Genomic DNA, 12,053 nt, shown 5'->3' with positions numbered 1-12,053 from the left:
TTGGGCGGCCGGTTGGCCGCCTTTTTTTATGAGTGGTTATGGATATTTTTTACGGGCGTGCAAAACGGTCAGAATTTTGATGTGGTCTGTCACCCGATAGACCAGTAAATAATTCGAGTTAATGACCATTTCGCGAGTGCCCGGTATTCGGCCGGAGCGGAAACCATGCGGTATCCAGGAAAGCCTTCGCGCTGCGGCGCTGAGCTTTTGGTGCAGTGCAACTGAAGCGACAGTGTTGCGTTGTTCTACGTATTCGATGATGTCAGCCAGATCTCCAAGAGCCGGTTTACTCCAGCTAACCGGCAGCGCGTCGATTCTTGCGTCTCTCTTCCAGCATCTGACCTAGCAGCACCATTGCCTCATCGTGGGGAATAGGCGGGCGCGGGTCATCAAGTGCGGCTTGTACCTTGGCGCGATACCAAAGGTCGTATTCCGCAGCCTCTTCTTCGGTTTCGAAGTCTGAAACGATAAGTGAAAGTTCAGCGCTCATCATGACCTCCATGATCAATGTGAAGCAGTCTAAGGGGATGTGGGCTCGTTGTCGTCACTGGCGGGACGAGGGAGACATCATCCCCAAACAGACGATGCAAATCTGTAAAACGCTTCGCTTGTGATGCACGTGAAGTCGATCAGGGATGTAGTTCGATTCTGTAGGAAATCAGCTTTTGGTCATTGGGCTGACAGCCGCCGCTCAAAGCCGCGGCCACAGCCACGCTGCACTCAGTTACCGTCTGCAACCTTACGCTCGATCTCATCGACTTTGCGCTGCAGCTCTTCAGCTTCCTGCTCTTTGACCCGAGTGGAAGACGGCGTGATGATTTTGTCCACGCCTTCGGTCTTGCCGTCGCGGTCCTGCAGATCGCGCTCGACCACGTTCACCGGTTTGCCGCTGGCATCGGTGGGTGGGGCGTTGGGAGTTTTGTCGTCGTTGGGGTTCATGGCACGGGCCTCCTGTTGGTGTACACATTGGAGACAGCGCGGCGGCAGACGTTCGAATTTTTTCAGCGCCAAGCCCTCTCCCGCAGGAGAGGGCGCTGCGGCGTTTTTCAGTCCTTGAGAATGTCGCGATCCTTGGTTTCCGGCAGGAAGAACGTGCCGAGTATCGCCGTCGCCACTGCAATGACGATCGGGTACCAGAGCCCGTAATAGATATCGCCGGTGGCGGCGACCATGGCGAACGCCACGGTCGGCAGGAAACCGCCGAACCAGCCGTTGCCGATGTGGTAGGGCAGCGACATCGAGGTGTAGCGGATGCGCGTCGGGAACAGTTCGACCAGCCACGCGGCGATCGGGCCATAAACCATGGTCACGTAGATCACCAGCACGGTCAGCAGAAGCAGCATCATCGGATAGTTGATTTTCGCCGGGTCGGCTTTTTCCGGGTAACCGGCGTCTTTCAGCGCCGCGGCGAGATTGGCGGTGAAGGCGTCGTTGCGGGTCTTGAAGTCGGCGGCGGGGAGGGCGCTGCCTTCGAAGCTCTCGACCACGCGGTCACCGATGCGCACCTGCGCCACCGTGTTCGGTTCTGCGGCGACGTTCTCGTACGGGATCGCCCGTTTCGCCAGCAGGGTTTTCGCCAGGTCGCAGGAGCTGGTGAATCTGGCCTTGCCCACCGGATCGAACTGGAACGAGCATTGATCAGGGTTGGCGATCACCTTGACCGGATTTTTTTCCTGGGCGACGAACACGTCCGGATTGCCGTACTGGGTCAGCGCATGAAAGATCGGAAAGTAGGTCAGCGCTGCGAGAAGGCAGCCGGCCATGATGATCGGCTTGCGCCCGATGCGATCGGACAGGCTGCCGAAAATCACGAAGAACGGCGTGCCGATCAGCAGCGATCCGGCGATCAGCAGGTTGGCGGTCTGCGCGTCGATCTTCAGGGTTTGCAACAGGAAGAACAGTGCATAGAACTGCCCGGTGTACCAGACCACAGCTTGCCCTGCGGTACCGCCGAGCAGCGACATGATCACCACTTTGAGGTTGTCCCAGCGTGCGAAGGATTCGGTCAGCGGCGCTTTCGAGGCCTTGCCTTCGTCCTTCATTTTCTGGAACACCGGCGACTCGCTCAGTTGCAGGCGGATGTACACCGACACGGCCAGCAGAATGATCGACAGCAGAAACGGAACCCGCCAGCCCCACGCCTCGAATGCTTCTGTGCCCAGCGCAGTGCGGCAGGCAAGAATCACCAGCAATGACATGAACAGACCGAGGGTGGCGGTGGTTTGAATCCACGAGGTGAAAAAGCCGCGCCGGTTGCGTGGTGCGTGCTCGGCCACGTAGGTCGCCGCGCCGCCGTACTCCCCGCCCAGCGCCAGGCCCTGCAGCAGACGCAGGGTGATGAGGATGACCGGGGCGGCGACCCCGATGGTCGCGTATCCGGGCAGCAGACCGACGATTGCCGTCGACACGCCCATAATCACAATGGTGATCAGAAACGTGTGTTTGCGCCCGATCATGTCGCCCAAGCGCCCGAAGACGATGGCGCCGAACGGCCGCACCGCAAACCCGGCGGCGAAGGCCAGCAGGGCAAAGATGAACGCGGTGGTTTCGTTGACGCCGGCAAAGAAGTGCTTGGCGATGATCGCCGCCAGCGAGCCGTAGAGGTAAAAGTCGTACCACTCGAAAACCGTGCCCAGCGAGGAGGCGAAGATGACCTTGCGCTCCTCCCTGGTGATGCCGCCGCTGCGCGGTGGCGTGCCGGTGGATGCTGTGTCGATTGTGGCCATGGGTGTTCTCCGTCGTGCTTATTGTTGTAGGCCGGAGTCCCCCGTTACTGCCTGTCGCACTCTGGCCCGTTGGCATCTGCCGCCGTTGCTCTAGCGTGAAGCTTGCACAGTCTGACCGCCTCGCAGGGCTGCAAGGTTTCCTGAAGCATAATCAGCTTTTGGCGAATATCCACTTGGCCTACGCTCTGACCCAACGCTGCCGGCTCCAGGCACTCAGCCAATCGACCAGAAACACCAGCAACAGCATTGCCAGAATCACCGTGCTGGCCTGGGCTTCCTGGAACAGGCTGAGGCTGACATACAGCATCTGGCCCAGGCCGCCGGCGCCGACGAAACCGAGCACGCTGGCCATGCGGATGTTGTTTTCCCAGCGATACAGGCAGTAGGCGAGCAGTTGCGGGGCGAGGTTCGGCAGGGTGCCGTAGCAGAACGCGAGAAGCGGATTGCCGCCCTGCAAGCGGATCGCCTCGGCCGGTTGTGGCGGGGTGTTTTCCAGCGCTTCGGCGAACAGCCGACCGAGTACGCCGGTGGTGTGCAGAGCGAGGGCGAGGGTGCCGGCGTTCGGTCCGAGACCGGCGGCGAGCACCATCAGCGCCGCCCAGACCAGCTCCGGAATCGCCCGCAAGCCGTTGAGCAGCAGACGCGCCGCGCTTTGCAGCGGCCAGCCGAAACGCCCGGCAGCGGGCAGCGCGAGGACGATGCCGAACAGCGCCGCAAGCAGGGTGCCGAGGGCTGACATAGCGAGAGTTTCCAGCGAACCGTGGGCGATGGCTTTCAGATACCCGGCGCTCAAGTCGGGACTGAGGAAACGCTGCACATAACTGCCCATCTGCTTGAGGCTATTGGCGCTGCCGAGTTCGGCAAGATCCAGTTCCAGATAGGCAAAAGAGGCGACCACCGCACATGCGATGACGACGATCAGCAGCAGGTTGATCAGGCGCCTCATGTCAGCCTCCAGCGCAGCAAGCGGCTGAGCTGATCGGCGCACAGCACCAGCAGCAGGAACGTCAGCAACATGCTGGCGACTTCACCGCCGGCGAACATGCGGATCGACAGGTCGATCTGTTGCCCCAGCCCACCGGCACCGACAAAGCCCATCACCACCGAGGCACGAATCGCGCACTCCCAGCGATACACCGTGTACGAGAGCAGTTCGGCGGCGACATTTGGCAACGTGCCGTAGGCAAACGCCGCCAGTCGACCGCTGCCGGCCTGCAACAACGCGTGCGCCGGGCGCTGGTCGGTGGATTCGTAAATTTCTGCGTAGACCTTGCCGAGCATGCCGCTGTAGGTGATGGCGATGGCCAGCACGCCCGCCGCCGGCCCGAGGCCGACCGCGCGCACGAACAACAGCGCCCAGACGATCTCCGGCACGCTGCGCAGAAAGATCAGCAAGCCGCGCACCGGCCAGCGCAGCAAACGCCCGGGCAGGCTCGGCACGCCGCCCCGGGACGCCGCCGAGAGCGACAACGCGCGACTGGCGATCAGACTTGCCGGTACCGCCAGCAGCAGGGCCAGGGCCATGCCCGCTGTGGCAATCGCCAGGGTTTGCAGGGTGGCTTTGAGCAGCAGTTGCAGAAACGCCTGATCGTGCGCCGGTGGCCAGAACGCCGAAACGAAACGGCCCATTTCGTTCTGGCTATCGGCCTGAAACAGCACGCCCAGGTCCAGCTCACTAAGCTGAATGCCCGGCCACAGCAAAGCCAGCGCCAGCAGCGTCAGCAACAATCGCGGCCACGCCGCCGGGTCCCGTGCATCGGCCTTCAGCATCGCGGAATCTGCACAATCAAAGGCGCGACCGCTGGCGCTGGCGATTGCAGTTGTTCATTGGCGTACAGCGCATCGAGCTTGTCGCGGCTGACTTGATCGGATGGGCAATCAAAAAGAATCTGCCCGTCGCGCAAGCCAATGATCCGTGGAAAGTGCGCCAGCGCCAGATCTACCGCGTGCAGACTCGCCACCAGCGTGACGTTGTGCTCCCGGGCATGGCGCGACAGGATCGACAACGTGTGGCCGGCGAGCACCGGGTCCATCGCCGAAACCGGTTCGTCGGCGAGCAATATTTCCGGCGCCTGATACAGCACCCGCGCAATGCCGACGCGCTGCAATTGCCCGCCGGACAATTGCTGGCAATGGGCGAACAGTTTGTCGCCCAGATCCAGTCGCGCCAACGCCGCGCGAGCGCCCGCCACATCCAGCGGATGCAGCAGGTTCAGCAGACTTTTGCCCAGACTCCACTGACCAAGCTTGCCGGCCAGCACCGCGGTGATCACCCGCTGACGCGGCGGAATCGGCGGCGCCTGATGCACCAGACCGATGCGCGCACGCAGGCGCTGGCGCTGGTGAGCCGACAAGCGCCAGGCGCGTTCGCCGAGCACTTCGATGTCGCCACTGCTGGGCTCGAGCGCAGTCGCCAGCAGATTGAGCAGGCTCGATTTGCCGGCGCCGGACGGGCCGATGATCGCCACCTGTTCGCCGGCATCGATCTGCACGTCGATGTTACGAAGGGCATCGACGCCATTGGCGTGGCGCAGGCTGCCCTGGGTGAGGCGTAGGGTCATTTCAGCAGTTCGGCAGCGCGGGCGGCTTCCTCGATACCCTTGTAGTTCTCGGGCTTGGTTTCGATGAAGCGACTGGCAGCCTGCAGATCGAGGATCTTCTTCTGCTCAGGATTGGCCGGGTCGAGGTCGAGGAAGGCTTTCTTGATCTTCGCTGCCAGCTTCGGATCGAGGGTGCCGCGCACGGTCCAGTTGTAATCGAAATAGGTCGGGGTGGTGGCGAAGACCTTGACCTTGTTGGTGTCGACCTTGCCGGCGTCGACCAGTTTCTGCCAGACGCTGGCGTTCAATACACCAGCGTCGACCTTGCCGGCCTGCACCCAGGCAACGGTGGCGTCATGTGCTCCGGAGTAGGCGACGCGGCTGAAATAGCCTTCAGGCTTGATGCCGTCGTTCTTCAGCATGAAGTAACGCGGCATCAGGCTGCCGGAGGTGGACGACACCGAACCGAACGCGAAGGTCTTGCCCTTGAGGTCGGCGAGGCTTTTCACGTTCGGGTCGGCGGTGATGAATTTGCTGGTGAACTGCGCATCCTGCTCGCGCTGCACCAGTGGGATCACTGGCGTGGTGGCGTCGGTCTTCAATCGAGCTTGCACAAAAGTGAAACCGCCGAGCCAGGCCATGTCGAGGCGATCGGTGGCCAGGGCTTCAACAACCGCCGGGTAGTCGGCGACAGGCACAAACTGCACCTTCATGCCCAACTGCTGCTCAAGGTAGGCGCCCAGCGGTTCGAACTTGCGCAGCAACTCGGTCGGGGCTTCGTCGGGAATCGCGCTGACGCGCAGGACATCTGCGGCTTGCGCCATCAGGGCAGAAAAGGACAGGGCCAGGCCGGCGGTGAGGGCGAGGGTACGCTTGAACATAGAATTCTCCGTTTCGTAAGCGTCAACATTCGAAGGGCCACCGGTAGTCAACGGCGCGCCACGTCAGGGTAGACGAAACGGCGAGGTTATACTCATTCGCGAGGAGATTGGCCAGCCTCCGTGCCGGCGCGTTGTGTCTGTTTGTGTGCCGTTCCGGTCAAGCCGCTTCGAGCAGTCTGGCAATCACCTTGATCTCGAAATCGAAACCCGCCAGCCAGGTCACGCCAACAGCCGTTACCGTCGGAAACGGCGCCTCGCCCCAGAACTCCGGCACCACACTCCAGATCGTTTCGAAGGTCGAGTGCGGATCGACCATGAACACCGTGACATCCACCGCATCATCAAAAGTGCAACCGGCCGCGGCGAGGATGGCACTGAGGTTATTGAAGGCGGTGCGCACCTGATCGCGCAGATCGGCCTCCGGTGAACCGTCCTCGCGGCTGCCGACTTGTCCGGAGACAAACAGAAAGCCGTTGGAGCGAATCGCCGGCGAATAACGGTGACGCTCATACAGGGCGTGGCGGGCGGGTGGGAAAACTACATCGCGCTTGGACATGGGGCTGACTCCATCAGTGAGTTGATGGGAACGACTTTAGGTATTTGCAGTGCGCGGATAAACGCGCAAGCTTGGCGTTCACTGTTTGCAGATTCCAAACAATCGAGGGGCGCGGATGGACCGGTTCGATGCGATGCAGGCCTTTGCCCGGGTGGTCGAGGCGGGCAGTTTCACCAAGGCTGCCGAAACCTTGCACATGAGCAAGACCACGGTGACGCAACTGGTCCAGCAACTGGAGGCGCGGCTGCGGGTCAAGCTGCTCAACCGCACCACGCGCAAGGTCAACGTCACCGCCGATGGCGCGGCGTATTACGAGCGGGTGATCAAGCTGCTGGCCGACATGGACGACGCCGAAACCAGCCTGCCCGGCGCCGCTGCACGGCCACGTGGACGCTTGCGCATCGACGTGCCCAGCCCGTTCGCGCGGCTGATTCTGGTGCCGGCCTTGCCGGATTTTCATGCGCGCTACCCGGACATCCAGATCGACATGGGCGTCAGCGACCGCATCGTCGACATCATCGATGAGAACGTCGATTGCGTGGTGCGCGGCGGCGAGCTGCTCGATCAATCGTTGATGGCGCGCAAGATCGCCGACCTGCCCTTGGGTGTTTTCGCCGCGCCGGCATATCTGGCCCGCGAAGGGACGCCTGAGCATCCGCTGGAACTGCAAGACTCCCATCACCGCGTGGTCGCTTTCCTCTGGGCGCGCACCGGCAAACCTTTGCCCTACGCCTTGCACAACGGTGCTGAGCAGTTGCACATCAAGGGCCGGCATGTGCTTGCGGTGGATGACGGCAACGCCTATCTGGCGGCGGGGCTGGCCGGCATGGGCGTGTTGTGGTTGCCAACGTATATGTCTGACGCCCATGTGGCGCGTGGCGAGTTGGTGCAATTGTTTGAAGGCTGGCAACTTGAATCGATGCCGCTTTATCTGGCCTATCCGCCCAATCGACACGTGAGCCTCAAGCTGCGGGTATTTATCGATTGGATCGTGCACTTGATGGCATAGCTTCACATGGTGCAGTTATTGCTTGCTGGTGCCGCACAGCCGTCAAAATTCCAACACAAGCGACGGCCGGAACCCATGCAGTGATGAGATGCGTGGTGTTCCCATCAAGGAGCTTCGCCTGCAATGAACATGTATATCGATATTGTTGGTGCCTGCAATCTGAGCTGTCCTTCGTGTCCGATGGGCAACTCGGAAAACCTCAATTACAAGAAATCGATGCAACTGGAGATGTTCCGCCAGATCGTCGAGAAGGCCAAGGCAGAGGGCGTGCGTTCGATCTTCCTGTATAACTGGACCGAGCCATTGGTCCATCCGAAGATCGGCGAGTTCATCGAGATCATCAATGCCGCCGGCATGGCCAGCGGCATCAGCACCAATTTGAATCTTTCGAAAAATATGGAAAAGGTGCTGTTGGCCGAGCCGGCCTATTTCCGTATCTCGCTGTCCGGGTTTCATCAGGAAACCTACAAGAAGGGCCATGCCGGCGGCGATATCGAAGTTGTGAAGCAGAACATGCTCGCCCTGCACGAGATCAAGCAACGGCTGGGGCTCAAGACCCGTGTCGATGTCTATTACCACCGTTATCTGGACAACATTGACGAAGAAGCCTTGATGCGCGAGTTCAGTGAGCGTCTCGGCTTTGTCTTCACCACGGGCTATTCGGTGATGATGCCGCTGGAGAAAGCCCTGGCGATTGTCGAGCGCGATCCGTCTGTCACGGCAACCGACCATGAGACCCTGACACGCCTTGCACTGCCGCCTTACGATGACCTGATCAACGTCGTTCAGCATTATCCCAAGCAAGCCTGCATGCTCAAGGATGACTGGCTGGTGATCGACTGCAATGGCAATACTGTCCTGTGTTGCACCATCTTCAACCAGACCGAATACCAGGTCGGCAAGTACCTCGACATGCCGCTCGATGAACTGACGCGGCGCAAATCCACACAGCAGAACTGTGTCGATATGTGCAACCGCTGCGCGTCGAAAGGCCTGCACATCTATTCGATGTTTCCGAATCAGGGCGTTCTGGAGCGGCATGCGGTCAATCGCATCGTCGACTTCGAACGCCTCAACAGTCAGGGGCTGGCCATCGACAGCCTGCAACTGGGCCGCGCGGGTGAGGTCAGTGCCGAGGACTTCGATGAAGCCCAATACCTTCGCTTGAATGACGACGTCAGGGTGGCGGTTTCCAACGGTTCGTTCAGCAGCGGCTATCAACATTACGTGCTGTGTGGCCGTCTGGAAGGACGACTCGGTGCCGGGGTTTTCTCGGTGCTCTGAAGCGACAGCGGAGTAGCAGTCGATCACGCGCTGCGCAGGCGTGATTGACTCTTTGCCGGATCAAGCCAACTATCGGCGCATAACAACGACCGATGGACCCGACCTTGATTGAACGACGTCAATTCAGCGGTGGCATGAAGGGCAAGAACCTTCGCTATCTGAATGAACAGAACCCCGATAACACCGGCGTGACCCGCACCGGTTTCCTCTTGCTTGAACACTTTTCGCTGCCGGCCTTCACCCAGGCGCTGGACACGGTAGTCACCACCAATCTGTTGCGCCCGGGACTTTTCTCGTCGCGCACCTTCGGCCTTGGAGATGGCGAGGTGATCAGCGATCTGGGCCTGGTCATCCGCCCCGACGCGCGCCTGGACTCTGCTGCGCTTCAGGCGCTGGACTTGCTGGTAGTGTGCGGCGGTTATCGCACCGAATTGCGCGCCAGTGACGAATTCATCGGCTTGCTCAAGACCGCGGCGGAGCGGGGCGTGAGCCTGGCCGGATTGTGGAACGGCTCGTGGTTTCTCGGCCGCGCCGGTTTGCTCGATGGCTATCGCTGCTCGATCCACCCGGAACATCGCCCGGCACTCACCGAGATCGCCAAGAGCACCCATGTCAGCAGCGAACCCTACGTGATCGACCGCGACCGCCTCACTGCGTCCAGCCCGTCCGGGGCCTTTCACATGGCGCTGGACTGGATCAAGGGCCTGCACGGCAAGGCGTTGGTCGAGGGCATCGAAGACATCCTTGCTTTCGAGGAGTCGCGCTATCGGCGGATCAAACCCGATGAAAACATCTGCGTCAGCGCGCCGCTGCGTGAAGTGATCAAACTGATGGACGCAAACCTCGAAGAACCGCTGGAGCTGGAACAACTGGCGGTCTACGCCGGCCGCTCACGGCGCCAGCTCGAGCGCTTGTTCAAGGAACAACTGGGCACCACGCCGCAGCGCTATTACCTGGAACTGCGCATCACCGAAGCACGGCGCCTGCTGCAACACACCGAGCTGTCGCAGGTGGAAGTGCTGGTGGCGTGCGGTTTTGTTTCACCGAGCCATTTCAGCAAGTGTTATAGCTCTTACTTTGGTTATCGGCCTTCGAAGGAGAAGCGGCTGGTTAAATAGGACCAGCCGGTACAACCCGCAAAAACCCTCACCCCAGCCCTCTCCCAGAGGGAGAGGGAGCCGACCGAGGTGTCTGGCGCTGTACATCGACCTGAAAGATGGATGTCGATTTCGGATTCAATACAGCCCTTTCAGGTCGGCGTAAATCTCAAATATTCCCCATCAGTTCCCTCTCCCTCCGGGAGAGGGCTAGGGTGAGGGGCTTTTGGGGCTGAACGACCATCCGTCGGATTACCCCGCCTACCTGTAATTTCTGACAGTAGACAGCGCAACACCCCCGAGGGGTAATAGCGTCCAGGCATTGCACGCTCAGCGAATTGCAAACAAGGACGCCCCCATGTCGGACTTCGACTTAGATTCAACCCTGTTCCCCATCAAGCTCGAGGCGGGCATCTCCCCGGTAATTGTCGAGCCGGATGTGCCAGGCGGAGTCCCGTTGGAAGGCCTGGCGCACAGCGCATTCAAGGATAATGCTCCACAAGTCAGCGCAACCTCGGCACGTATCGACCCTCCGAGGGGGGAGTACCAATCGATATCGGTATACACAATGGCACTGGATGAGGTAGTCCCGCTGCTGGTTGATGTCATCGTTCCTGACGTGCCTGACCAGCCTGTGATTTTCGACATTGCCGAGTCGCTGTTCGTTGAAGGCATCAATGTTTTCTACTACGTGGTCAAGCGCAGTAGCGGCAACAGCAGCCCGTCGACCCACGCCTGGGCGCTTTACCACTATCAGCCGCCCGGCGGCAAAAATGTTCCAGGTACTGGCGACCATCCTTTACTGGCACTCAGCCTTCCGCCTGAACTGGGCAACCCGCCGCAGATTGGCCGGGAGGAGGCCGCTGCCGGGGTAAAGCTGACACTGGCTTACCCGCACGATCATGCCTACGACAAAATCCTGCTGAAGCTTAACGGTGGACGTTTTACCCATGTGCTCACGCCGCAAGAGCAGGGCAAGCCGATCATCATTACCCTGACTCAAGCCATGCTTGAACAAGCGGGTAACAGCCCTTTGTTCGAAATCCGCTATACCGTGATCTCGCAACTGAACAATCCTACCGAGAACAGCCGTGAGTCCGCTGCGATTGTCGCTAACGTCGACGTCGACAGAGTCGCGTTTCACGCGCCGATTTTCCGGGAAAATCCCAATGACGAAACCGACGATGCGCAGATCATTGATCGCGACAAACTTCAGGGAAGGCCTCTGTCGGTCATCGTGAATCCGACATCGCCCACTTTTGCGGTGAATGACAGCATCGATGGCCTGATCACCGTCACTCCCCCCGGTCAGTCGTATTCGTTCCACGGCGTGATCGAGGAGGATGGCAGCGGGCAACTGCAGCGTTGTGTCATGCCGGTGCCTAACAACCTGTTCATTACCGGCAGCAGTGTTCGCGCATCCTATGAAGTGAAACGCGGTGACCTGCCGATCGGACAGTCCGCAATTGCCACCGCGACAGTTATCGGTTCCGGCCAGTTACCGGGCGACGGGTTTATCCGGGAGCCGGCGTTTCCCGTGGTCAACGTTAACGGCGCGATTGGCCTCAACGAGTTGATTGAGGGGCCGAGCGGTTTGCATAACCCGGTTCGGGTTGCTCTGGATTACGCCCATGCCGCCGTGGGCGATGCTATCGAGTTGTTTTTCGTCGGCTACGACACGCTGGATGTCGGCGGTAATCCAGTCCCCAGAGCGTCCTACAACCCGCAGCCACCCTCTGTGATGACAGAGGCCGATATCACGCGCGGTCACTTCGAATTCGCGGTGCCGGCGCGGCACCACTTTGCCGTGTGCAGCCGGGGAAGTGTTGAGGCTCGGGTGATTGTCAGCAACGCGAGCGGGCCGACGACCTCGCGCAACAAACGAGTGAATTGCGACGTCAAGAAGCCGGGTGACAGTTGGTGCCCGGAGTTTTATTAGCGCTGCCCTACAGTGAGGCAT

The 12,053-nt window shown here is 60.4% G+C and carries 13 protein-coding genes; 4 read left to right on the top strand and 9 right to left on the bottom strand.

All coding sequences use genetic code 11. The features are described 5' to 3' along the window. Positions 1–36: 36 nt before the first annotated feature. The 9 genes from PS14A_RS13735 to PS14A_RS13695 all read right to left on the bottom strand — a co-directional run bounded on the left by PS14A_RS13735 (position 37) and on the right by PS14A_RS13695 (position 6,703). Positions 37–258: a type II toxin-antitoxin system RelE/ParE family toxin gene (locus PS14A_RS13735; RefSeq protein WP_231507568.1), complete on the bottom strand. Its 222-nt coding sequence runs from the start codon at positions 256–258 to the stop codon at positions 37–39. 37 nt (positions 259–295) lie between these two features. Further along, positions 296–490, bottom strand: a complete 195-nt coding sequence (locus tag PS14A_RS13730) for a stability determinant (protein WP_110645437.1) — start codon at positions 488–490, stop codon at positions 296–298. Between the two features lie 230 nt (positions 491–720). After that, positions 721–939 carry a hypothetical protein gene (locus PS14A_RS13725; RefSeq protein WP_056789562.1) on the bottom strand — a complete coding sequence of 73 codons (219 nt, stop codon included), beginning with the start codon at positions 937–939 and terminating at the stop codon, positions 721–723. A gap of 107 nt (positions 940–1,046) precedes the next feature. Continuing rightward, positions 1,047–2,726 carry an MFS transporter gene (locus PS14A_RS13720; RefSeq protein WP_212616470.1) on the bottom strand — a complete coding sequence of 560 codons (1,680 nt, stop codon included), beginning with the start codon at positions 2,724–2,726 and terminating at the stop codon, positions 1,047–1,049. A gap of 178 nt (positions 2,727–2,904) precedes the next feature. Further along, on the bottom strand, positions 2,905–3,672 hold the full coding sequence (gene phnE, locus PS14A_RS13715; RefSeq protein ID WP_212616469.1) for a phosphonate ABC transporter, permease protein PhnE: 768 nt from the start codon (positions 3,670–3,672) through the stop codon (positions 2,905–2,907). Next, a complete protein-coding gene (locus PS14A_RS13710; RefSeq protein WP_212616468.1) occupies positions 3,669–4,496 on the bottom strand; it encodes an ABC transporter permease in 828 nt (275 codons plus the stop codon). The genes phnE and PS14A_RS13710 overlap by 4 nt, the downstream gene beginning before the upstream one ends. Beyond that, positions 4,490–5,287 carry an ATP-binding cassette domain-containing protein gene (locus PS14A_RS13705; protein WP_212616467.1) on the bottom strand — a complete coding sequence of 266 codons (798 nt, stop codon included), beginning with the start codon at positions 5,285–5,287 and terminating at the stop codon, positions 4,490–4,492. Before PS14A_RS13705 ends, PS14A_RS13710 begins: the two co-directional genes overlap by 7 nt. Continuing rightward, positions 5,284–6,147, bottom strand: a complete 864-nt coding sequence (locus PS14A_RS13700) for a putative selenate ABC transporter substrate-binding protein (protein WP_212616466.1) — start codon at positions 6,145–6,147, stop codon at positions 5,284–5,286. The genes PS14A_RS13705 and PS14A_RS13700 overlap by 4 nt, the downstream gene beginning before the upstream one ends. Positions 6,148–6,304: 157 nt before the next feature. Further along, complete coding sequence (locus PS14A_RS13695; RefSeq protein WP_212616465.1) at positions 6,305–6,703, bottom strand: RidA family protein; 399 nt, start codon at positions 6,701–6,703, stop codon at positions 6,305–6,307. Positions 6,704–6,818: 115 nt separating this feature from the next. Here PS14A_RS13695 and PS14A_RS13690 point away from each other — a divergent pair, with 115 nt between their 5' ends. The 4 genes from PS14A_RS13690 (at position 6,819) to PS14A_RS13675 (ending at position 12,032) form a co-directional block, all read left to right on the top strand. Next, the gene (locus PS14A_RS13690; RefSeq protein WP_212616464.1) at positions 6,819–7,712 is read left to right on the top strand and encodes a LysR family transcriptional regulator; all 894 of its coding nucleotides are present in this window, start codon (positions 6,819–6,821) and stop codon (positions 7,710–7,712) included. A gap of 123 nt (positions 7,713–7,835) precedes the next feature. Next, positions 7,836–8,996: a radical SAM/SPASM domain-containing protein gene (locus PS14A_RS13685; RefSeq protein WP_212616463.1), complete on the top strand. Its 1,161-nt coding sequence runs from the start codon at positions 7,836–7,838 to the stop codon at positions 8,994–8,996. Between the two features lie 92 nt (positions 8,997–9,088). Then, positions 9,089–10,114, top strand: a complete 1,026-nt coding sequence (locus PS14A_RS13680) for a GlxA family transcriptional regulator (RefSeq protein ID WP_130911891.1) — start codon at positions 9,089–9,091, stop codon at positions 10,112–10,114. A 337-nt stretch (positions 10,115–10,451) separates the two neighbouring features. Further along, positions 10,452–12,032, top strand: a complete 1,581-nt coding sequence (locus PS14A_RS13675; RefSeq protein ID WP_212616462.1) for a hypothetical protein — start codon at positions 10,452–10,454, stop codon at positions 12,030–12,032. Positions 12,033–12,053 lie beyond the last annotated feature (21 nt).

The organism is Pseudomonas sp. 14A (assembly GCF_018132745.1).
Lineage (GTDB): Bacteria > Pseudomonadota > Gammaproteobacteria > Pseudomonadales > Pseudomonadaceae > Aquipseudomonas > Aquipseudomonas mercuritolerans.
Note: the sequence above shows the minus strand (reverse complement) of the source record. Positions and strands in the feature narration are given on the sequence as shown.

Coding starts and splice junctions, on each gene's coding strand:
- PS14A_RS13730 (WP_110645437.1), bottom strand. CDS start 490: ATGAGCGCTGAACTTTCACTTATCGTTTCAGACTTCGAAACCGAAGAA.
- PS14A_RS13725 (WP_056789562.1), bottom strand. CDS start 939: ATGAACCCCAACGACGACAAAACTCCCAACGCCCCACCCACCGATGCC.
- PS14A_RS13720 (WP_212616470.1), bottom strand. CDS start 2,726: ATGGCCACAATCGACACAGCATCCACCGGCACGCCACCGCGCAGCGGC.
- phnE (WP_212616469.1), bottom strand. CDS start 3,672: ATGAGGCGCCTGATCAACCTGCTGCTGATCGTCGTCATCGCATGTGCG.
- PS14A_RS13710 (WP_212616468.1), bottom strand. CDS start 4,496: ATGCTGAAGGCCGATGCACGGGACCCGGCGGCGTGGCCGCGATTGTTG.
- PS14A_RS13705 (WP_212616467.1), bottom strand. CDS start 5,287: ATGACCCTACGCCTCACCCAGGGCAGCCTGCGCCACGCCAATGGCGTC.
- PS14A_RS13700 (WP_212616466.1), bottom strand. CDS start 6,147: ATGTTCAAGCGTACCCTCGCCCTCACCGCCGGCCTGGCCCTGTCCTTT.
- PS14A_RS13695 (WP_212616465.1), bottom strand. CDS start 6,703: ATGTCCAAGCGCGATGTAGTTTTCCCACCCGCCCGCCACGCCCTGTAT.
- PS14A_RS13690 (WP_212616464.1), top strand. CDS start 6,819: ATGGACCGGTTCGATGCGATGCAGGCCTTTGCCCGGGTGGTCGAGGCG.
- PS14A_RS13685 (WP_212616463.1), top strand. CDS start 7,836: ATGAACATGTATATCGATATTGTTGGTGCCTGCAATCTGAGCTGTCCT.
- PS14A_RS13680 (WP_130911891.1), top strand. CDS start 9,089: ATGGACCCGACCTTGATTGAACGACGTCAATTCAGCGGTGGCATGAAG.
- PS14A_RS13675 (WP_212616462.1), top strand. CDS start 10,452: ATGTCGGACTTCGACTTAGATTCAACCCTGTTCCCCATCAAGCTCGAG.